Genomic DNA, 20,505 nt, shown 5'->3' with positions numbered 1-20,505 from the left:
AGGACTCGTGGTTCTTTTTTATAAACTAGTAGAGTGTTTGGGTTGTACTTTTTGCTCAGGGTCGATGTAGTTGATAGCATTGTTGACAGCAGTTGGAGCTTCTCCGAGGCCTGTCGCAATCAGATCAATTTTTCCTTCATAGTAGCAGCAGTCACCGATAGCATAGATACCTGCTTGGCTGGATTCCTGTTTGCTGTTGACGATAATCTTGTGGCGGTTGAGGTCCAGACCCCAGTTTTTAAGGTTACCGACAGAAGATTTGAAACCATAGTTGACAAAGAGGTGGTCTAGGTCAATCGTTTCGGTTTCATCAGATTTGACTTTTGTGATTTCAAGTTTATCGAGCATTTTCCCATCTCCAAGGAGTTGGCTAGGGACGAATGGTGTCTTGATGGTCACGGATGATTCTTGCAAGGCTTGGACACTGTGCTCCAAGGCCCGGAAATTATCTCTGCGGTGAACAAGGGTAGTTGGTGCAATTTTTTCAAAAGCCAAAGCCCAATCCACAGCCGAGTCCCCCCCACCAAGAATCGTTACTTTCTTACCAGCGTATTGCTGAATGTTGGAAACATGATAGTGGATATTTTCATAGCCCTCAACGCCTTCTAGTTCTAGAGGACGTGGTTTAAAGGCACCGCCACCCATAGCGATGATAACAGTTTTAGACAGGTGACTTCCCTTAGAAGTTGTAATGACAAAGCCTTCTTCTTGTTTTTCAATCTCAAGAACCGTTTCGTTGAGATGAATAGGGGTATCAAAGCCATTTAATTGCTCGATTAGACGGTTAGTCAACTCTTCTCCAGTCAGATTTGGGAAACCTGGGACGTCTAGGATTTCCTTTTCAGGATAGAGAATAGCAGGTTGTCCACCTAGTTGGGGAAGAGAGTCGATGATTTGGACCTTGGCTTGGCGTAGGTGGGCATAGAAGGCTGCAAAAAGCCCGACGGGACCACCACCTACAATGGTAATATCATAGAGTTGAGACATGGTTTCTCCTTTGTTTTTTCTAGTCAGTTTATTTTATCATATTTTTCCTTAATTTAAAATGAAGTAGGATAGGGAAAAAAATGTCAGAAAAATGGTATAATAGAAAGGAACGTGTTTGGACAGAGAGGAGACAGCAGATGAACTTTCAACAATTATCCAACCTGCAATATTGGACTAGCTTGTTTTCTAGTCCTTGGAGTATTGCCATCAATCTGTTTGATATTTTGATTGTGGCCTATATTTTATATCGTTTTACAAAAGCGATAGCTGGCACCAAGATTATGATTTTGGTGCGTGGGGTCGTGATCTTTGTATTAGCCCAGGTTGTAGCCAATATCCTTGGTTTAACAACGATTTCTTGGTTGATTAATCAAATTATCACCTATGGGGTTATTGCTGCGGTTGTTATCTTCTCTCCAGAGATTCGGACTGGTTTGGAACGCTTGGGAAGGGCGACAGATTTCTTTTCTACTGCTCAAATTAGTGCAGAAGAGCAAATGATTCGTGCCTTTGTCAAGTCGGTTGAATATATGAGTCCTCGTAAGATTGGTGCTCTGGTTGCCATCCAACGAGTTCGGACCTTGCAAGAATACATTGCGACAGGGATTCCTTTGGATGCCAATATTTCAGCTGAACTCCTTATTAATATCTTTATCCCCAACACTCCCCTACACGATGGTGCTGTGATTATCAGAGAAAATCGGATTGCAGTCACCTCTGCCTATCTGCCCTTGACAGAAAGCACAGGGATTTCAAAGGAATTTGGGACCAGACATCGGGCGGCTATCGGTTTGTCAGAAGTATCCGATGCCTTGACCTTCATCGTCTCAGAGGAAACAGGTGGCATTTCTATTACCTATAACGGTGTTTTCAAGCACGACTTGACGATTGAAGAATTTGAAGCAGAGCTACGAGCAATTCTTTTGCCAGCCGTTGAGGAAAAAGTCAGTTTCAAGGACCGTTTGTTAGGAGGTTGGAAATATGAGAAAAAATAGTCTATACATCATTTCATCTCTCTTTTTTGCTTGTATCTTATTCATCTATGCAACGTCAACCAACTTTCAAAATAGTAATACCGCAAGGCAGGTTAAATCAGAAACTTACACCAATACGATAACGAACGTTCCTATTGTTATTCACTATGATGATGACCAGTATTTCATTAGCGGATTTGCATCAGAAGTTTCAGTGGTATTAACCGGAGCCAATCGTGTGACCTTGGCCAGCGAAATGCAGGAGAGCACTCGTAAGTTTAAGGTAACTGCTGATTTGACGGATGCCAGTGTTGGAACGATTGAAGTTCCCTTGAATATTGAAAATCTTCCAAGTGGATTGACCGCTGTGGCAACGCCTCAAAAGATTACAGTGAAAGTTGGGAAGAAGGTTAAGCGAGATGGGATGCTTGTTGTGCCACAAGTTGACCAAAGCCAGATTGATCCCAAGTTACAAATTGATAGTATAACCGTGTCAAACGAACGAGTTTCGGTCACAACTGACCAGGAAACATTAGCTAAGATTGACAAAGTTATTGCGCTTTTACCAACCAGCGAACGCATAACAGGTAATTACAGTGGTTCAGTACCTTTGCAGGCAATCGATCGCAATGGTGTTGTCTTACCGGCAGTTATTACTCCGTTCGGCACAACAATGAAGGTGACTACAAAACCAGTAGCACCAAGTTCAAGCACATCAAATTCAACAACAAGCAGTTCGTCGGAGACATCTTCGTCAACGAAAGCAACTAGTTCAAAAACGAATTAAAAATAGGAAAAGGATTTTATAAAAATGGGTAAATATTTTGGGACTGATGGAGTCCGTGGAGAAGCTAACGTAGAATTAACGCCAGAATTGGCCTTTAAACTAGGACGTTTTGGAGGCTATGTTCTTAGCCAACATGAAACGGAAGCACCGAAAGTTTTTGTAGGACGTGATACACGTATTTCTGGGGAAATGCTAGAATCTGCCTTGGTAGCTGGTCTTCTTTCAGTTGGTATTCACGTATACAAACTAGGTGTTTTGGCAACACCAGCAGTAGCTTACTTGGTAAAAACTGAAGGAGCAAGTGCTGGTGTCATGATTTCTGCTAGCCACAATCCAGCCCTTGATAACGGAATTAAGTTCTTTGGCGGTGATGGCTTCAAACTGGACGATGAAAAAGAAGCAGAAATTGAAGCCTTGCTAGACGCTGCGGAAGATACTCTTCCTCGTCCAAGTGCAGAAGGCTTGGGAACCTTGGTAGATTATCCAGAAGGCTTGCGTAAGTATGAAGGCTATCTTGTTTCAACTGGAACTCCTCTTGAGGGAATGAAGGTTGCCTTGGACACAGCAAACGGTGCGGCGTCTACAAGTGCCCGTCAAATCTTTGCAGACCTTGGCGCTCAATTAACTGTTATCGGGGAAACACCAGATGGTCTTAACATCAACCTTAATGTTGGTTCAACTCACCCAGAAGCTCTTCAAGATGTGGTCAAAGAAAGCGGCTCAGCTATTGGTTTGGCCTTTGACGGAGACAGTGACCGTTTGATTGCTGTTGATGAAAATGGCGACATCGTTGATGGTGACAAGATTATGTACATCATCGGGAAATACCTTTCTGAAAAAGGACAATTGGCCCAAAATACAATCGTGACAACTGTTATGTCCAACCTTGGCTTCCACAAGGCCTTGGACCGTGAAGGCATTAACAAGGCAGTCACTGCAGTTGGCGACCGCTATGTTGTGGAAGAAATGAGAAAATCAGGCTACAACCTCGGTGGTGAACAGTCTGGTCACGTCATCTTGATGGACTACAATACAACGGGTGATGGTCAATTATCAGCTGTCCAATTGACAAAAATCATGAAGGAAACTGGTAAGAGCTTGTCAGAGTTGGCAGCAGAAGTAACCATTTATCCACAAAAATTAGTCAATATCCGAGTGGAAAATGTCATGAAGGAAAAGGCTATGGAAGTTCCAGCTATCAAGGCTATCATCGAGAAGATGGAAGAAGAAATGGCAGGGAATGGGCGTATTCTTGTTCGCCCAAGTGGAACAGAGCCCCTTTTGCGTGTCATGGCAGAAGCGCCTACAACAGAAGAAGTGGACTACTATGTTGATACTATCGCAGACGTAGTTCGAGCTGAAATCGGGATTGACTAAATCCTAGAAAACTAGATGAAAATAAAAAATTATGGTACAATAGCTTATAATATTGTAGCCAAGGGAGAAAGACATGAATCTTAAACGTGAACAAGAATTTGTTAGTCAGTATCATTTTGATGCGCGTAATTTTGAATGGGAAAATGAAAATGGAGCTCCTGAAACTAAGGTGGATGTGAACTTCCAATTACTCCAACATGACCAAGAAAATCAAGTGACTTCTTTAGTGGTTGTCTTAAGTTTTATGATTGTCTTTGACAAATTTGTTATCAGTGGAACGATTTCCCAAGTTAACCATGTGGAAGGTCGTATTGTCAATGAACCAAGTGAGTTTAATCAAGAGGAAGTTGAAACTTTGGCTCGTCCATGTTTGAACATGCTCAACCGTTTGACTTACGAAGTAACTGAAATTGCATTAGACTTACCAGGAATCAATTTGGAGTTCTAATATGAAATTAGCTGTTATCACAGATTCTTCTGCCTATCTCAGTGCAAAGACCTTGCAAAGAGAAGATTTGTATGTCTTGGATATTCCTGTCAATATTGATGGTGAGGAGTATGTCGAAGGCATCAATCTGACTGCTGAGGAATTTTACCAAAAAATGGCTCAGGCTTCTGAATTGCCTAAGACCAGTCAACCAAGTATTGCAAAGTTAGATGAGATTCTAACTTCGCTCAAAGAACAAGGCTATACACATGTTTTGGGGCTTTTCCTATCTTCTGGAATTTCAGGTTTTTACCAAAATATCCAGTATATGATAGAAGAATATGAGGGCTTAACCATTGCCTTCCCAGACACTTTTATTACAAGTGCTCCTCTGGGTATCATGGTTGAAAGTGTCTTTAATTGGCGAGACCAGGGCGATGATTTTGCCATTATTCAGGATAAGCTAGCTATTCAGATTAGTCACACATCTGCTTTCATCATGGTGGATGACTTGGATCACTTGGTGAAAGGTGGACGCCTTTCAAATGGTGCTGCTATTTTGGGCAATCTGCTAAGCATTAAGCCAATTCTTTATTTCAACGACCAAGGTGTGATTGAAGTTTACGAAAAAGTTCGTACTGAAAAGAAAGCAACCAAGCGCTTAATTGAGATTATCAAGGAAGCCACAGCTTCAGGCCAATACCGTATCATTGTCATTCACGGGAATGCTCCTGAAAAGGCTGAGGAATTGCGTCAGCACTTACTTGAATCTGGAGTGGGTACGGATGTTTCACTTGCTACATTTGGTAGTGTCATTGGAACACACCTAGGAGCAGGAAGCATTGCTCTAGGCTATATTCCAGTGATTTAGTTGGGACTTTTAGCTTAGTTAAGAAGTTAACAAATGAACACGCCTGAAACCTTGTGTGAAAAAGATAGTTCTTCCAAGGAGTATCTACTCCTTGATCAGACCTCCTATTTTCACTTTGTGTTCTTGCAGGCTTTGTATCTTAGAAATTGAACACGGACTACCTGCCTCATGAAAAAAGAAGCCTGTCTTGCCTTTCATGGAAAGTCAGCGTCATTCCCTATTTTTCAAGGGCAGCTAACGTCCTTTGTATCTTAGTCAGGAGTAGAGATGAGTATTCGAGTAATTATTGCTGGTTTTAAGGGAAAGATGGGCCAGGCTGCTTGTCAGATGGTCTTGGCTGATCCAGACTTGGACTTGGTAGCAGTTTTGGATCCCTTTGAGTCTGAATCAGAATGGCAGGGTATTCCTGTTTTCAAGGAGAAGGCTGATTTGGTCGATTTTGAAGCGGATGTCTGGGTAGACTTTACTACACCAGCTGTTGCCTATGAAAATACACGCTTTGCTCTTGAAAATGGCTTTGCTCCAGTAGTTGGAACGACTGGTTTCACAAGTGAAGAAATTGCAGAGCTAAAAGAATTTTCTCGTGCCCAAGATTTGGGTGGTTTGATAGCTCCAAATTTCGCCTTGGGTGCTGTTTTACTCATGCAATTTGCGAAGCAGGCTGCTAAATATTTCCCAAATGTGGAGATTATCGAGCTCCATCATGACAAGAAAAAGGATGCTCCGAGTGGAACTGCTATTAAAACAGCTGAGTTAATGGCAGAAGTTCGAGAGTCTACCCAGCAAGGTGCGCCTGATGAGGAAGAATTGATTACAGGTGCCCGTGGTGCTGATTTTGATGGCATGCGGATCCACTCAGTTCGTTTGCCAGGTTTGGTAGCCCATCAGGAAGTAATCTTTGGAAATCAAGGAGAAGGATTGACCCTCCGTCATGACTCCTATGATCGCAGCTCCTTCATGACAGGGGTGAATTTGGGAATTAAAGAAGTTGTCAAGCGTCATGAGCTTGTCTATGGATTAGAACACTTATTATGAGATTAACGCAAATGCCTTCTGAATTTCAGAAGGCTTTACCAGTATTAGAAAAAATTAAAGAAGCAGGATTTGAAGCCTATTTTGTTGGGGGTTCCGTCAGAGATGCCCTTCTCAATCGTCCCATCCATGATGTGGATATTGCGACGTCTTCTTATCCAGAAGAGACCAAGCAGATTTTTCCTCGAACAGCCGATATCGGAATCGAACATGGAACCGTCTTGGTACTAGATGGGGATGAGGAGTATGAGGTAACCACTTTTCGGACAGAGGATGTCTATGTGGACTATCGCAGACCCAGTGCGGTTTCCTTTGTGCGTTCGCTAGAAGAAGATCTCAAACGCCGTGATTTTACAGTCAATGCCTTTGCCTTGGATGAGACAGGAGAAATCATTGACTTGTTCCATGGTTTAAAAGATTTGGAAAAGCAAGTCTTACGAGCAGTTGGAGTGGCTAGTGAGCGTTTCAACGAAGATGCTCTGCGGATTATGCGCGGTTTCCGTTTTCAGGCTAGTCTTGGCTTTGAGCTTGAGCCAGAAACATTTAAGGCTATGAAGACCTTGACGCCGCTTTTGGAGAAAATTTCTGTAGAGCGTACCTTCGTTGAGTTTGATAAACTCTTACTGGCTCCATTTTGGAGAAGGGGCTTGGCTTCCATGATTGAGAGTCAAGCTTATGACTATCTCCCTGATATGGTAGCTAGTCAGGACAAGCTCAACAGACTGTTTGAGTTAGAGACCGATTTTACCTTTGAATCTTCTGAACAAGCCTGGGCGGCTCTACTGTGGGCTTTGGAGATTGAAAATGTGCAGCTATTTTTGAAAGCTTGGAAGACCTCACGTCAGTTTGCTAAGCAAGTTCAGGATTTACTGACTATTTTGACCTTGCGTGAAAAAGGAGAATTGAGCAAGCGCGATTGTTATCGCTTTGACTTGGCTTTGCTTTTACAGGCTGAAAATCTTCGTCAGGCTCAAGGAAAAGAAGTCAACCCACAAGCCATCACAGAAACCTATCAGAGTTTGACCATTCATGACAAGAAAGAAATCCAAATCAACGGTGGTATTTTGATTAAGGAATATGGCTATCAGCCGGGCCCAGACTTGGGAGAGATTTTAACAGAGATTGAATATGCCATTGTCGATGGAACATTGGAAAATGACCGACAAGCCATCCATGCTTACTTGAGGGAGAAAAAATGAGTGATTTTATCGTTGAAAAACTAAGTAAATCCGTCGGTGACAAGACCGTTTTTAAGGATATTTCCTTTATCATCCATGATTTGGACAGAATTGGTCTAATCGGTGTTAATGGAACGGGGAAGACCACCCTTTTAGATGTCCTTTCAGGTGTTTCTGGCTTTGATGGGGATGTCAGTCCCTTTTCAGCTAAGAATGATTACCAGATTGGTTACTTGACCCAAGATCCTGATTTTGATGATAGCAAGACGGTCTTGGATACGGTTCTCTCCAGCGACCTCAAGGAAATCCAGCTCATTCGTGAGTATGAATTGATCATGCTCAACTATAGTGATGACAAGCAGGCGCGTTTGGAACGGGTTATGGCGGAAATGGACTCTCTCCAAGCTTGGGAAATTGAGAGTCAGGTCAAGACGGTTCTTAGCAAGCTGGGCATTCAGGAATTATCTACTCCTGTCGGGGAATTGTCAGGTGGCCTAAGAAGACGGGTCCAGTTGGCGCAAGTTCTTCTTGGCAACCACGACCTATTGCTTCTGGATGAGCCGACCAACCATCTGGATATTGCGACTATTGAGTGGCTGACCCTCTTTTTGAAAAATTCTAAGAAGACCGTCCTTTTTATCACCCACGATCGCTATTTCCTAGACGCTTTGTCAACTCGGATTTTCGAATTGGATCGCGCAGGCTTGACCGAATATCAGGGCAATTATCAGGACTATGTTCGCCTAAAGTCAGAACAGGATGAGCGCGACGCGGCTCTTCTTCACAAAAAAGAACAACTCTACAAACAAGAATTGGCCTGGATGCGCAGACAACCGCAGGCGCGTGCGACCAAGCAGCAGGCTCGTATCAATCGTTTCCACGACCTGAAAAAGGAAGTTTCAGGTGGTGTTGTTGAGACAGACTTGACCATGAATTTTGAAACTAGTCGGATTGGGAAGAAAGTCATCGAATTTCAGGATGTTTCTTTTGCCTATGAAAACAAGCCTATTTTGCAAGATTTTAATCTCTTGGTGCAGGCCAAAGACCGTATCGGAATCGTTGGGGACAACGGTGTTGGGAAATCAACCCTGCTCAATCTGATTGCAGGAAGTCTTGAGCCAACTGAAGGACAAGTTGTGATTGGGGAAACTGTTCGCATCGCCTATTTCTCTCAGCAAATTGAGGGCTTGGATGAAAGCAAGCGAGTGATTAATTATTTGCAGGAAGTGGCAGAAGAGGTCAAGATCAGCGGTGGTTCTACGACTTCGATTGCAGAGCTGCTGGAGCAGTTTCTTTTCCCACGTTCGACGCATGGAACCTCGATTGAGAAATTGTCAGGGGGAGAGAAAAAACGTCTTTATCTTCTCAAATTGCTCTTGGAAAAACCAAATGTTCTTCTTTTAGATGAGCCAACCAATGATTTGGATATTGCAACCTTGACAGTTTTGGAGAATTTCTTGCAAGGTTTTGCTGGTCCAGTTTTGACAGTTAGCCATGACCGCTATTTCTTGGATAAGGTAGCGACTAAGATTCTGGCTTTTGAGGATGGAAAGATTCGTCCTTTCTTTGGTCATTACACCGACTATCTTGATGAGAAAGCCTTTGAAACAGAGATGGCTAATCAAGTGCAAAAGGCCGAAAAGGAAAAGGTGATTAAGGTCCGAGAAGACAAGAAACGCATGAGCTACCAAGAAAAGCAGGAGTGGGCAAGTATTGAAGGTGATATTGAAGCCTTGGAAGATCGTATCTCTGCTATTGAAGAGGAGATGCAGGCTAATGGGTCCGACTTTGGTAAGCTGGCTACTCTCCAAAAAGAACTAGATGAGAAAAACGAAGCACTCCTTGAAAAATATGAACGCTATGAATATCTAAGTGAGTTTGATAGCTAGAAGAATAGAAAAATCCCGTCTCATGACAGGATTTCTCTATTCTTTTTTGGTTTCCTGGTGGAAGATATTTTGCCAAGTTTCGTGACGGCGCCAGATACTGGTATGGACGATACCATCTAACTCATAGCAGATGAGTTTGGTCTTCTGACTGATGGAAGTGATTTGAATATCCTTGATAGATGCATTTAACTCTTTTTCGGTCTTATAAGCCTCTTTATTCATCTGCTCTCCATCTTGCCGAATATAGACAAAATCGTCAGCCAATAGTTCTTCCAGTTGATTTCCTTGGTCAATCAATTGTTCACGCATGAGCAATTTTTTATAGACATTGTCTAAAATTTCATCCTCAGGTATAGGTGCTGGCTCAATATGGACATCGGTATCAAAAACCCCAAAACGTTCTTCCAGCATAGACTCGACCTGATCCGCGATTTCATGACTCTCAAAAACAGACAAGTCAGGATTCATCTCCAGCGTGATATCCAGGTAGATATTGCTACCGTAGGTACGACCTCTTTGCGACTTAACCTTGCTGATTTTGGGAATTTCCATGATGGCCTTTTGATAATCCTCAAGCAAACGGTCGTCAAAACCATCTGAAAGACTAAAGGAAGACTCGATAAAGATATCATAGGCAGTTTTCAAGATAAAGAAAGTGATGATAATGGCAACCAGTTTATCCACAATGGGATAATTAAAACTGCTAGCTAGGATGGCAATAGTAGTACCAAGTGAGGTAACAGCATCAGAAAGATTGTCCTTGGCGGCAGCCTTCAGAGCCTTAGAGTTGGATTTCTTACTGAGGCGAGTATTGTAGAGATAAACTAGAAACATAATCGCTGCAGAAATGATTCCTAGAGTTGCACCCAGAGGATCAATAACCGTTTCTTCACGACTGAGAATCTTCTGAATGGTATCCCTTAGTACATCAAACCCAACATAGAACATGATGATGGAAGTGATCAAGCTAGCCAAATCTTCAATCTTCCAGTGACCGAAACGGTGGTCTCGGTCAGCAGGCTGGCGCGCCATTCGAATCCCAATCAAGAGGGCCACATTTCCGATAATATCTGATACGTTGTTAAAACCATCGGCCACCAAACTGGATGAATTAAGAAGATGACCAGTTGCTAATTTTGCTGCAGACAAGATCAAATAGGTCGAAATACTGATAATGGCGCCACGCTCAGCTAACTTGAGATTTGAGATAGATTGCTTCATTCAACTTCCTTTCTAGTCACATAGCATTCTACCATTATACTGGTTTTCAAGGGAAAATTCAAATAAGGCAGTTTTTACTCCTTGAAAACTTTTCAAAATTTGGTATAATAGTACTACTCAAGGGAGTAGCTGGCAGAAACCTGCGATAGTGTCGTCATTCCGAATTTCATACTGAAAAGTATGCTTTCCGGCACTATCTTAAACAGCGAGACTTGTTATGATTAACAGGTCTCTTTTTTGTTTGTCGTGAAAAGATACGATGAGAAATAGAGGGCCTGTTTTGCACACAATGTCAAGGAGGAGACACATGTCAAAAGAACAAAAACGCCAAGCGTTTTACACTCAGAGTCCTGAAGAGGTCTTGAAGGCTGTGGATGCGACCGAACAAGGTTTGTCATCAAGTGAGGCGGAAAAGCGCCTTGCTGAATTTGGCCACAATGAACTCGAAGAAGGCGAGAAACGATCAATACTGGTCAAGTTCATCGAGCAATTTAAGGATTTGATGATTATCATCCTAGTTGCGGCAGCTATCTTGTCAGTCGTGACTTCTGGTGGGGAAGATATCGCAGATGCCATTATCATCCTAGCCGTGGTTATCATCAATGCTGCCTTTGGTGTTTACCAAGAAGGAAAAGCTGAAGAAGCTATCGAAGCCCTCAGATCTATGTCTAGTCCAGCTGCCCGCGTTCTTCGTGATGGGCATATGGCGGAGATTGACTCTAAAGAATTGGTACCAGGTGATATCGTTGCCCTTGAAGCAGGTGATGTAGTACCTGCAGACCTACGTTTGCTAGAAGCCAACTCTCTTAAGATCGAAGAAGCAGCTCTTACAGGTGAGTCTGTGCCAGTCGAAAAAGACTTGACAGTCGAGCTTACTACAGACGCTGGTATTGGTGACCGTGTGAACATGGCCTTTCAAAACTCAAATGTGACTTATGGTCGTGGGATGGGTGTTGTTGTCAATACAGGGATGTACACTGAAGTTGGTCATATCGCTGGTATGCTTCAAGATGCGGATGAGACAGATACACCACTTAAACAAAACTTGAACAACCTTTCTAAAGTCTTGACCTATGCTATCTTGGTTATTGCACTTGTTACTTTTGTAGTGGGTGTTTTCATTCAAGGGAAAAATCCACTCGGTGAGTTGATGATCTCTGTTGCCCTTGCCGTTGCAGCTATTCCAGAAGGGCTCCCAGCTATCGTAACTATTGTTCTTGCCCTTGGTACTCAAGTTTTAGCCAAACGAAACTCAATCGTTCGTAAGTTGCCAGCAGTTGAAACTCTTGGTTCAACAGAAATCATCGCTTCTGATAAGACTGGTACGTTGACCATGAACAAGATGACCGTTGAAAAAGTCTTCTATGATGCAGTCCTACATGACTCAGCTGGTGACATTGAACTGGGTCTTGAAATGCCGCTTCTACGTTCAGTAGTCTTAGCTAACGATACTAAGATTGATGTCGAAGGCAATCTGATTGGTGACCCTACTGAAACAGCCTTCATCCAGTATGCCTTGGACAAGGGCTACGATGTTAAAGGTTTCTTAGAGAAATATCCACGTGTGGCTGAGTTGCCATTTGATTCTGAACGTAAGCTCATGTCAACAGTTCATCCACTTGCAGATGGACGCTTCCTCGTAGCTGTTAAAGGTGCGCCAGACCAACTCTTGAAACGTTGTGTTCTTCGTGATAAGGCTGGGGATATTGCTCCGATTGACGAGAAGGTTACAAACCTCATTCACACAAACAATTTTGAAATGGCCCACCAAGCCTTGCGTGTCCTTGCAGGTGCTTATAAGATTATTGACAGCATTCCAGAAAACCTGACTTCTGAAGAGCTTGAAAATGATTTAATCTTTACTGGTTTGATTGGGATGATTGACCCTGAACGTCCTGAAGCTGCTGAGGCTGTTCGTGTGGCTAAGGAAGCGGGAATTCGTCCAATCATGATTACGGGTGACCATCAAGACACTGCAGAAGCTATTGCCAAACGTTTGGGAATCATCGATGCAAATGATACAGAAGGACACGTTTTAACTGGTGCTGAGCTCAACGAACTGTCAGATGAAGACTTTGAAAAAGTAGTTGGTCAATACTCTGTTTATGCCCGTGTATCTCCAGAACACAAGGTTCGTATCGTCAAGGCTTGGCAAAAACAAGGTAAAGTCGTTGCCATGACAGGTGATGGTGTCAATGATGCGCCAGCTCTGAAAACAGCCGACATCGGTATCGGTATGGGAATCACTGGTACAGAGGTTTCTAAGGGGGCTTCTGACATGATTCTTGCAGATGATAACTTTGCGACTATTATTGTTGCAGTTGAAGAAGGACGTAAGGTCTTCTCAAACATTCAAAAGACTATTCAGTATCTGCTTTCTGCCAATACTGCTGAAGTATTAACTATCTTCCTATCAACCTTGTTTGGTTGGGATGTCTTGCAGCCAGTTCATCTTTTGTGGATTAACTTGGTAACAGATACCTTCCCAGCAATTGCACTAGGTGTTGAACCTGCTGAGCCTGGTGTCATGAATCATAAACCACGTGGACGCAAGGCAAGCTTCTTCTCAGGTGGTGTTTTGAGTTCTATCATCTATCAAGGTGTACTCCAAGCAGCTATTGTTATGAGTGTTTATGGTCTTGCCCTTCTTTACCCAGTTCACATGGGTGACAATCATGCCATTCACGCAGATGCCCTAACTATGGCCTTTGCAACCCTTGGTTTGATTCAGCTCTTCCATGCCTACAATGTCAAGTCTGTATACCAATCCATCTTGACAGTTGGCCCATTCAAGTCTAAGACCTTCAACTGGTCCATCTTGGTATCCTTCATCCTTCTCATGGCAACAATCGTCGTAGAACCGCTTGAAGGAATCTTCCACGTAACCAAACTAGACTTGTCACAATGGGGAATCGTTATAGGCGGAAGCTTCTCAATGATTATCATTGTCGAAATCGTTAAGTTTGTTCAACGTAAACTCGGTTTTGACAAGAATGCGATTTAAAAAGAAAAAGTCATCTTCGGATGGCTTTTTGCTACAGTTAAGGGAAAGGGCTTGCAGTTATCGGCTTTTGTGCTATAATTGCTATAATATAGTAAGGATCAAGAGGAGTGTGAGGAAGTGGAAAAGAAAATTATCCGAGATATCTTATTCTTGTCGCAGGTCTCGAAACCTGCAAGTAAGGAAGACCTTTATCTTGCCAGAGATTTACAAGATACACTATTAGCGAATCGTGAGACCTGTGTCGGTTTGGCTGCCAATATGATTGGGGTGCAGAAGCGAGTGATTATCTTTAATCTTGGCTTGGTTCCTGTGGTCATGTTTAACCCAGTGCTTCTGTCTTTTGAAGGACCTTATGAGACAGAAGAAGGCTGTTTGTCCTTAGTAGGTGTGAGACCCACTAAGCGTTATGAAACTATAAGGGTTGCCTATCGTGACAGCAAGTGGCAGGAACAGACCATCACCTTGACAGGCTTCCCAGCCCAGATTTGTCAGCATGAACTGGATCATTTGGAAGGACGAATCATTTAGGAGGAAAGCAAATGAAACGAATAGTCTTTGAACTTATTTTTATCGCAACGACCTGGTATATCTTTTTACCGCCTCTTAACCTGACCAGCTGGGAATTTCTCTTTTTCCTCTGTGGGCATTTGTTGGTTGTGGCAATCTTATTTGGCTTTGGCAAGGGGATAAATCTTGTAAAAACAGTCCATGTGCGTCACGGCAAGGCGGAAGCTGCCTTAAATCTAGAGGGTTTCAAAATCAATCGGTTAGGGAAAGTTCTTTTTGCTTCTATTGGAGGAATTCTTCTCTTAGCAGCCTTGGTTTCCTTGGTGACTTCTAGCATTTTTCAGGCTAAAAATTATGCCAATGTAGTTACGGTGACGGAAAAAGACTTTACTGAATTTCCTAAGACTGATACAAGTAAGGTTCCTATTTTAGATAGAAGTACCGCTGAAAAAATTGGTGACCGCTACTTGGGTTCCCTAACAGATAAGGTGTCCCAGTACGTAGCGGCAGATACCTATACTCAACTAACGATTGACGGAAAGCCTTATCGAGTTACGCCACTAGAATATGCAGACCCTATCAAGTGGTTTAATAATCAGGCCAAGGGAATCGGCGAGTATATTAAGGTGGACATGGTAACTGGAAATGCCAATTTGGTGGACTTGAAGACACCAATCAAATATTCAGACTCGGAGTATTTTAACCGTGATGTCAAGCGTCACCTGCGCTTTAAGTACCCAACCAAGATCTTCAAAACTCCATCTTTCGAGGTGGACGATGAGGGCAATCCTTTCTATGTAGCAACGGTTTATCAAAAGCAATTTGGGCTTGCGGTTCCCCGTCCTGCTTCAGTCATTATCTTGGACGCCACAAATGGAGAAACCAAGGAATACAGCTTGGCAGATGTTCCAGAATGGGTGGACAGGGTCTATCCAGCTGAGGAAACTATTGAGCAAATCAACTACAACGGCAAGTACAAGGACGGTTTCTGGAATGCTATGATTTCCAAGAAAAACGTGACCCAGACTACCAAGGGTTATAATTACTTGTCTATCGGCAATGACATCTATCTCTACACAGGTGTGACGTCGGCCAATGCGGATGAGAGTAATCTTGGTTTTATACTTGAAAATATGCGGACAGGAGAAATTACTAAGTACAGCTTGGCTTCTGCGACCGAAGAATCAGCCCGTGAATCAGCCGAAGGTGCTGTTCAGGAGAAATCCTACAAGGCGACCTTCCCAATCCTCATCAATCTCAATGACAAGCCTCTCTACATCATGGGCTTGAAGGACAATGCTGGTTTGGTCAAAGAGTACGCTTTGGTAGACGCAGTCGAGTACCAAAATGTTATCGTAGCTACGACAGTGGAAGAGCTGCTCAGCAAGTACGCCAATAAAAACGACCTTGAAATTGATAATGAAACCACAGAAAGCATCAAGGGTGTGGTAGCAGACCTCAAATCAGCTGTTATCAAGGGAGACACCGTCTACTTCTTTAAAGTTGATGGCAAGATTTACAAGGTTAAGGCCTCAGTATCAGATGACCTTCCTTACCTTGAAAATGGTAAAACCTTTGAAGGTCAAGTAGGAAAAGACAATTATCTCAAGAACTTTAAGCTAAAGTAAGAACGGCTTTATTTAAGAAGTGTATGTTATAATAAGGGAATTTAAAGACTAATGGAGGACAAAGAAATGGGTTTTTATGTGATGCTTGCTTCAATGCTACTCGGACTGCTCGCTTTGAAGATAGGTTTTTCTCAGTTCAAGGAGAAAAAAGATAAATTCTTATCTATCTTAACAAGCTTAGCTGGCACAGCCCTTGTTCTCGTGGCTGTCTGGTTAGGATGGCCAAAATAAATAGAGAAGCCTCGGTCAAACCGAGGTTTTTCAGATGAATTTCTTGGTAGTAGCTAAAAAATATGCTACACTATCAATATGAAAATTTTAATTCCAACAGCAAAAGAAATGAATACAGACTTGCCGAGTATCGAGGCAACTCCTTTAAGACCAGAAAGTCAGGCCGTGCTGGTTGCCTTGGCTCTCTATTCTGCTAGTCAATTGGAGAGTTTTTACAAAGTTTCAGCTGAGAAGGCTGCGGAAGAATTTCAACATATCCAAGCTTTAAAAAAACAAACAGCTCAACACTATCCAGCCTTGAAACTTTTTGATGGGCTGATGTATCGCCATATCAAGCGAGATAAGTTAACCGAGGCAGAACAAGCCTATCTTGAAAGTCATGTCTTCATTACCTCGGCTTTGTACGGTGTCATTCCAGCCTTGTCACCCATAGCCCCTTACCGTTTGGATTTTTTGATGAAATTAAAAGTCGCTGGTAAGACTTTGAAGAGCCATTGGAAGCAAGCCTATGATGAAGCTGTGACGCAGGAAGAAGTGATTTTTTCTCTCTTGTCATCCGAGTTTGAGACTGTATTTTCTAAGGAAATCAGAGAAAAAATGGTGACCTTCAAATTCATGGAGGATAAGGGTGATCAGTTGAAAATTCACTCAACTATTTCTAAGAAAGCGCGTGGTGCCTTTCTGACAGCCTTGATAGAAAATCAAGTACAGACGGTGGAGGAAGCTCGTCGCTTAAGCTTTGCAGGATTTAACTACCGAGAAGATCTGTCCCAGCCACAGGAATTGGTTTTTGTAAAGGAAGTATAGAAATCAGATAAGAGAAAAAGTCAGCAAAATTAAGCTGACTTTTTTTAGCTTATAAAGTATTGGATAAATGAATCTCATTTGATAAAGTATTAAGATGATTAACCAAATCCATGATTGACAGATGGTTTCGGCACATAAACTTCTTAGTGATGCCTGGAATATAGAAATTTGACACGATGATATCGTAATCTGTCTGATTTAAAATTTCAGGGCTTGTTTGCAGTTGGTCCCAAATATCGAAAGTAAAACGATTATTACAGTAATAGGAAAGCATATCCATCAAGGTAAGGGATAGGGCATGGTCAAAGTTACTGATAATCAACACCTTGATAGGAGGTCGATTGGCTAATAATTGAGTAGTGATATTTTCTGCATGGGTGAAGAGGGTGTACATCAAGTGTTCCAACTGTTCAGGATGGTCATGCTGTCCAATCGCCTGACGGTATTGGGCTAGTTCTTGACGTGCACTCCCCATAAAGTCTGGGAAGTAAACTTCAAATTTTTTAATCGTCAATGCTTTTTGTTCAAATAAGATTGGGGTAGAAAAGATTTCCTGTCTTTCAAAGAAAGCAGTGTTGTGCAAATGCCAAATAAGCTCATCGTGGTTGGTAAAAGTAATCTTATATTGTTTTGATAGGCGTTCTAATATTTGACTAAGTAATTGGTATGAGTATCTAGCTTCACTGTTTTCTTCTAATGAATTAAAGAACTCTTGAGGATCTAAGAAAAGATTGTTTTGAATAAAGGAAATAAAAATTTGTGCGATGATATCTGGAGTGATTTCCAGTCCCAGTTTTTCAGAAAAATGGACAAGTATCTCCTCAAAGTTTGGAATACTCATCAAAAGAGGGTAGTATTCATCGTTAAAATGATTGGGTAAGTCGACGAAATGACCACTTTTGATGCGGTAAATACTGATAGCTATCATCAATTTATACATTCTATAAATTGAAAATCGCATCGGGTAATTCGTGATTTTATAGAAGAAATCAGCAAACTCTGTTAAATCCTCTTCAGGAAGGTCAGGAAAAGGCCAGTCTAGGAAATAATAGCGCTCAGAAAAATATTGGGCAAAAAAATAGCGAATATCGATTTCATTGCCACGTATTTCGGATGGAGTAAATGATAGTTCAATTTGGAATTGAGTTGACAGAGTTTTTGTAATATTTCTGCCTAATCGATAGAGGTTGGCATTACTAGAGTGAAGATTTTCTATCGTTCGATAAATAGGTAGGCCCTCATTAAAAAACAGATACTCTAGTAATTGAAAAGATTGAGAATGAGCAAGAAAATATTGATAAATATCTTCAACGCTAGTATTAACTTCTAAATCTATCATAATTCCGTTAACAGAAGATTGGATGTCAATAGTTGGAAAAGCAGCACGTAATTCATTTAAATCACTTTTTAGAATTCGTTCTGTACATCCTAACTTTTCGGCAAGTTCATGCAATTTCATCCAATTACGATTCTGAATTAAGGTTTCCATTAAACGTAATTGTCTTTGATCTTTTGTGGATAAAAGGTTGCGCATATTGGTAATTTCCTCCTATTTTCATTATATCATATTATTGTCTAAAGTGTACAAAAATGTCGGAGTAGAAAAATTGTCTGAATTAGTCAGAAAAATTAGAATAATATAAGTGACTTTTAGGTACAAAAAGAGAATATATTAATTGTATAGAAAATATTGATTTATATATCAAATGGTTGTAGAGTAGGAACTATAAAATATTATCTAGGAGTTTAAAATGAAACATTCACATAAGAAATCATTTGACTGGTATAGCATGCAACAACGATACTCTATTCGTAAGTATCACTTTGGTGCAGCTAGTGTCTTGCTCGGGACAGCCTTAGTCTTGGGAACTGCTGCCAATGCGCAATCAGTACAAGCGGAGGAACAACATCCAGAAGCAACTAACAGTGTTTCTGTTGATAAGGTAGATGAAGCTACTAAACCAGCAGAAGTTTCTACACCTAAAAAAGAAACAACTTATGCAGCTCCAACTGTTGCGAACCCAGTAGAAACGACTCCAGCTAAAACTGAAGAAGCTACTAGACCAGCAGAAAAAGTTGAAGAAGCAAAAGATAAAAAAGAAGAAGTAACGCATCAAGATGCTGTTGACAAGTCAAAATTGTTAACGGCTCTTTCGCGTGCTAAAAAACTTGAGAGTAAGTTATATACAGAAGCAAGTGCTGCAAACTTGCAAGCAAGTATCCAAGCTGGTCAAAGCTTGCTTGGGAAAGCAGATGCAACTGAAGTTGAATTATCAGCAGCAGAGTCATCTATTCAATCGGCTATTATTGGTCTAGAACTTCGTTCTAACTCTGATAAAGGAACTGTATCAGAAACTCCTGTAGTGAAGAAAGCTGACGCTGCAGAAGCCAAAGAAGAAGCTAAACCAGTTGCAACAACTGATCGTTCAGCTGTTGATAGTACTGTTTTGCCAACTAGCACACCTGTTAAAGTAGAAGCTACGTCAAGACCTGCATCTACAAATGAACTTTTGAAACCAGCTCTTAGCCTTTCTGACGCTCGCCAAAATCCAGCTATCCGTAAAGAAGACTTGGATAAAGGGCACAGTGGCTTTAGAGCAGCTAGCAATCCAGCTAACCCAATTGTTTCAGGTTCTGGAAATACAGTTGCATTTACAGATATTAGTCAAGGTGGTCGTAGTTATAGTTTCCGTGGCTACGGAAACTCACGTGGTGGTAATTCAATTCATTACGATGTAACAACAGTACGTCAAGGTAATAGATTGAATTTCACAATTAGATACTCTGGTCCAGGTGAATTTGTTAATAATAACTTTATCTTGGACAAAGGGGATGGATTTGGAAATCCTTCAAATGCAACCATCACAACTCCAAGATTAAGAGAGCAATCAAAACCTATTAGCCAGGGTGCCAACTTCGTATCTCACTCAGGATACAGTATGACCTCTGCTACTTCAACAAATATGGAACAAACAATCAGATTTAGTTTGCCTATCATTAATCCAAATGGTGACTTGTCTGTTCGTTTGAAACCAGTTACTTTTAACGTGGACCAAGGTGGTGGCGGTGCCGCTACTAGCAATGACCCATACAGTAACTCTAACTATTATTATAGAGCAAACCCACTCCTCTTGGATGCAAATCCAAATGGTGGTACTAGTAACAAGACTGTTACAGAAGAACTTGAATTCCAAACTATCTATCTTCCAACTAGTAAATTGCCAGAAGGTGAGACTAGATTAGTTAGAGAAGGTGAAAAAGGACAACGTCAAATTACCTATAAAGTTCATCGATTAGGTAATGAAACAATCCTAGGCTTGCCAATTAGTAATAGAGTTACTAAAGAAGCTAAACCACGTATTGTTCAAATCGGTGTTGCTAAAGAATTCATTGAAACTGTAAAACCACGTGTTGATCAAAATAAAATCGGTGATACCAATAACCTCACTTTCTATCTTGATAATGATGGTAACGGTGTTTACACTGAAGGTGTAGACGAACTTGTTCAAAGAATTGCTATTAAAGATGGTGCTAAAGGTGAAAAAGGAGATCAAGGTGAACGTGGTCTGACTGGAGCACAAGGTG

At 41.6% G+C, this 20,505-nt stretch carries 17 protein-coding genes; 14 read left to right on the top strand and 3 right to left on the bottom strand.

The features are described from left to right. Positions 1–18: 18 nt before the first annotated feature. Positions 19–987 (bottom strand): NAD(P)/FAD-dependent oxidoreductase, encoded by a 969-nt coding sequence (locus HMPREF2701_RS04580; RefSeq protein WP_049491655.1) that lies wholly within the window; start codon positions 985–987, stop codon positions 19–21. Between the two features lie 137 nt (positions 988–1,124). Here HMPREF2701_RS04580 and cdaA point away from each other — a divergent pair, with 137 nt between their 5' ends. From cdaA to HMPREF2701_RS04540, 8 genes are all read left to right on the top strand, one after another. Then, positions 1,125–1,982, top strand: a complete 858-nt coding sequence (gene cdaA / locus HMPREF2701_RS04575; RefSeq protein ID WP_049491656.1) for a diadenylate cyclase CdaA — start codon at positions 1,125–1,127, stop codon at positions 1,980–1,982. Next, positions 1,969–2,748: a CdaR family protein gene (locus HMPREF2701_RS04570; RefSeq protein ID WP_070482276.1), complete on the top strand. Its 780-nt coding sequence runs from the start codon at positions 1,969–1,971 to the stop codon at positions 2,746–2,748. Before cdaA ends, HMPREF2701_RS04570 begins: the two co-directional genes overlap by 14 nt. A gap of 24 nt (positions 2,749–2,772) precedes the next feature. Further along, positions 2,773–4,125, top strand: a complete 1,353-nt coding sequence (glmM, locus tag HMPREF2701_RS04565) for a phosphoglucosamine mutase (protein WP_061590348.1) — start codon at positions 2,773–2,775, stop codon at positions 4,123–4,125. A gap of 73 nt (positions 4,126–4,198) precedes the next feature. Beyond that, on the top strand, positions 4,199–4,573 hold the full coding sequence (locus HMPREF2701_RS04560) for a DUF1149 family protein (protein WP_049487011.1): 375 nt from the start codon (positions 4,199–4,201) through the stop codon (positions 4,571–4,573). A gap of 1 nt (position 4,574) precedes the next feature. Beyond that, entirely contained in the window at positions 4,575–5,423 is an 849-nt protein-coding gene (locus HMPREF2701_RS04555; protein ID WP_061590347.1) for a DegV family protein, read from the top strand. A 267-nt stretch (positions 5,424–5,690) separates the two neighbouring features. Next, complete coding sequence (dapB, locus tag HMPREF2701_RS04550) at positions 5,691–6,458, top strand: 4-hydroxy-tetrahydrodipicolinate reductase (RefSeq protein WP_061590346.1); 768 nt, start codon at positions 5,691–5,693, stop codon at positions 6,456–6,458. After that, positions 6,455–7,654 carry a CCA tRNA nucleotidyltransferase gene (locus tag HMPREF2701_RS04545; protein WP_083281726.1) on the top strand — a complete coding sequence of 400 codons (1,200 nt, stop codon included), beginning with the start codon at positions 6,455–6,457 and terminating at the stop codon, positions 7,652–7,654. The genes dapB and HMPREF2701_RS04545 overlap by 4 nt, the downstream gene beginning before the upstream one ends. Next, positions 7,651–9,522, top strand: a complete 1,872-nt coding sequence (locus HMPREF2701_RS04540) for an ABC-F family ATP-binding cassette domain-containing protein (protein WP_070482271.1) — start codon at positions 7,651–7,653, stop codon at positions 9,520–9,522. The genes HMPREF2701_RS04545 and HMPREF2701_RS04540 overlap by 4 nt, the downstream gene beginning before the upstream one ends. 36 nt (positions 9,523–9,558) lie before the next feature. Here the strand turns inward: HMPREF2701_RS04540 and mntE are convergent, their stop codons facing one another. After that, complete coding sequence (mntE, locus tag HMPREF2701_RS04535; protein WP_061590344.1) at positions 9,559–10,743, bottom strand: CDF family manganese efflux transporter MntE; 1,185 nt, start codon at positions 10,741–10,743, stop codon at positions 9,559–9,561. 307 nt (positions 10,744–11,050) lie between these two features. On the opposite strand from mntE, the gene HMPREF2701_RS04530 reads away from it, so the two are divergent. From HMPREF2701_RS04530 to yaaA, 5 genes are all read left to right on the top strand, one after another. Beyond that, positions 11,051–13,747: a cation-translocating P-type ATPase gene (locus tag HMPREF2701_RS04530; protein WP_070482269.1), complete on the top strand. Its 2,697-nt coding sequence runs from the start codon at positions 11,051–11,053 to the stop codon at positions 13,745–13,747. Positions 13,748–13,864: 117 nt separating this feature from the next. Next, the gene (locus HMPREF2701_RS04525) at positions 13,865–14,275 is read left to right on the top strand and encodes a peptide deformylase (RefSeq protein ID WP_070482267.1); all 411 of its coding nucleotides are present in this window, start codon (positions 13,865–13,867) and stop codon (positions 14,273–14,275) included. Positions 14,276–14,286: 11 nt separating this feature from the next. After that, positions 14,287–15,882: a hypothetical protein gene (locus tag HMPREF2701_RS04520; RefSeq protein WP_070482265.1), complete on the top strand. Its 1,596-nt coding sequence runs from the start codon at positions 14,287–14,289 to the stop codon at positions 15,880–15,882. Between the two features lie 66 nt (positions 15,883–15,948). Further along, a complete protein-coding gene (locus tag HMPREF2701_RS04515; RefSeq protein ID WP_000508322.1) occupies positions 15,949–16,113 on the top strand; it encodes a YczI family protein in 165 nt (54 codons plus the stop codon). 78 nt (positions 16,114–16,191) lie between these two features. Continuing rightward, entirely contained in the window at positions 16,192–16,920 is a 729-nt protein-coding gene (gene yaaA / locus HMPREF2701_RS04510; protein ID WP_070482263.1) for a peroxide stress protein YaaA, read from the top strand. Between the two features lie 49 nt (positions 16,921–16,969). Here the strand turns inward: yaaA and HMPREF2701_RS04505 are convergent, their stop codons facing one another. Continuing rightward, positions 16,970–18,454, bottom strand: coding sequence for a virulence transcriptional activator PclR (locus HMPREF2701_RS04505; protein ID WP_070482261.1), 1,485 nt, complete (start codon positions 18,452–18,454; stop codon positions 16,970–16,972). 217 nt (positions 18,455–18,671) lie between these two features. Here HMPREF2701_RS04505 and HMPREF2701_RS04500 point away from each other — a divergent pair. Further along, positions 18,672–20,505, top strand: a 1,834-nt coding sequence (locus tag HMPREF2701_RS04500; RefSeq protein WP_148130514.1) for a pneumococcal collagen-like adhesin PclA, incomplete at its 3' end; no start/stop codon positions are given.

It is taken from the genome of Streptococcus sp. HMSC077D04 (genome assembly GCF_001808785.1).
Classification (GTDB): Bacteria; Bacillota; Bacilli; order Lactobacillales; family Streptococcaceae; genus Streptococcus; species Streptococcus mitis_BX.
The sequence above is the reverse complement of the archived record's forward strand: the minus strand, read 5'-3'. Positions and strand labels throughout refer to the sequence as shown.

What these genes read in the sequence shown, in the direction of transcription:
- HMPREF2701_RS04570 (WP_070482276.1), top strand. Translation starts at nt 1,969, where the DNA reads ATGAGAAAAAATAGTCTATACATCATTTCATCTCTCTTTTTTGCTTGT.
- glmM (WP_061590348.1), top strand. Translation starts at nt 2,773, where the DNA reads ATGGGTAAATATTTTGGGACTGATGGAGTCCGTGGAGAAGCTAACGTA.
- HMPREF2701_RS04555 (WP_061590347.1), top strand. Translation starts at nt 4,575, where the DNA reads ATGAAATTAGCTGTTATCACAGATTCTTCTGCCTATCTCAGTGCAAAG.
- dapB (WP_061590346.1), top strand. Translation starts at nt 5,691, where the DNA reads ATGAGTATTCGAGTAATTATTGCTGGTTTTAAGGGAAAGATGGGCCAG.
- HMPREF2701_RS04530 (WP_070482269.1), top strand. Translation starts at nt 11,051, where the DNA reads ATGTCAAAAGAACAAAAACGCCAAGCGTTTTACACTCAGAGTCCTGAA.
- HMPREF2701_RS04505 (WP_070482261.1), bottom strand. Translation starts at nt 18,454, where the DNA reads ATGCGCAACCTTTTATCCACAAAAGATCAAAGACAATTACGTTTAATG.
- HMPREF2701_RS04545 (WP_083281726.1), top strand. Translation starts at nt 6,455, where the DNA reads ATGAGATTAACGCAAATGCCTTCTGAATTTCAGAAGGCTTTACCAGTA.
- mntE (WP_061590344.1), bottom strand. Translation starts at nt 10,743, where the DNA reads ATGAAGCAATCTATCTCAAATCTCAAGTTAGCTGAGCGTGGCGCCATT.
- HMPREF2701_RS04560 (WP_049487011.1), top strand. Translation starts at nt 4,199, where the DNA reads ATGAATCTTAAACGTGAACAAGAATTTGTTAGTCAGTATCATTTTGAT.
- HMPREF2701_RS04515 (WP_000508322.1), top strand. Translation starts at nt 15,949, where the DNA reads ATGGGTTTTTATGTGATGCTTGCTTCAATGCTACTCGGACTGCTCGCT.
- HMPREF2701_RS04580 (WP_049491655.1), bottom strand. Translation starts at nt 987, where the DNA reads ATGTCTCAACTCTATGATATTACCATTGTAGGTGGTGGTCCCGTCGGG.
- HMPREF2701_RS04540 (WP_070482271.1), top strand. Translation starts at nt 7,651, where the DNA reads ATGAGTGATTTTATCGTTGAAAAACTAAGTAAATCCGTCGGTGACAAG.
- cdaA (WP_049491656.1), top strand. Translation starts at nt 1,125, where the DNA reads ATGAACTTTCAACAATTATCCAACCTGCAATATTGGACTAGCTTGTTT.
- HMPREF2701_RS04520 (WP_070482265.1), top strand. Translation starts at nt 14,287, where the DNA reads ATGAAACGAATAGTCTTTGAACTTATTTTTATCGCAACGACCTGGTAT.
- yaaA (WP_070482263.1), top strand. Translation starts at nt 16,192, where the DNA reads ATGAAAATTTTAATTCCAACAGCAAAAGAAATGAATACAGACTTGCCG.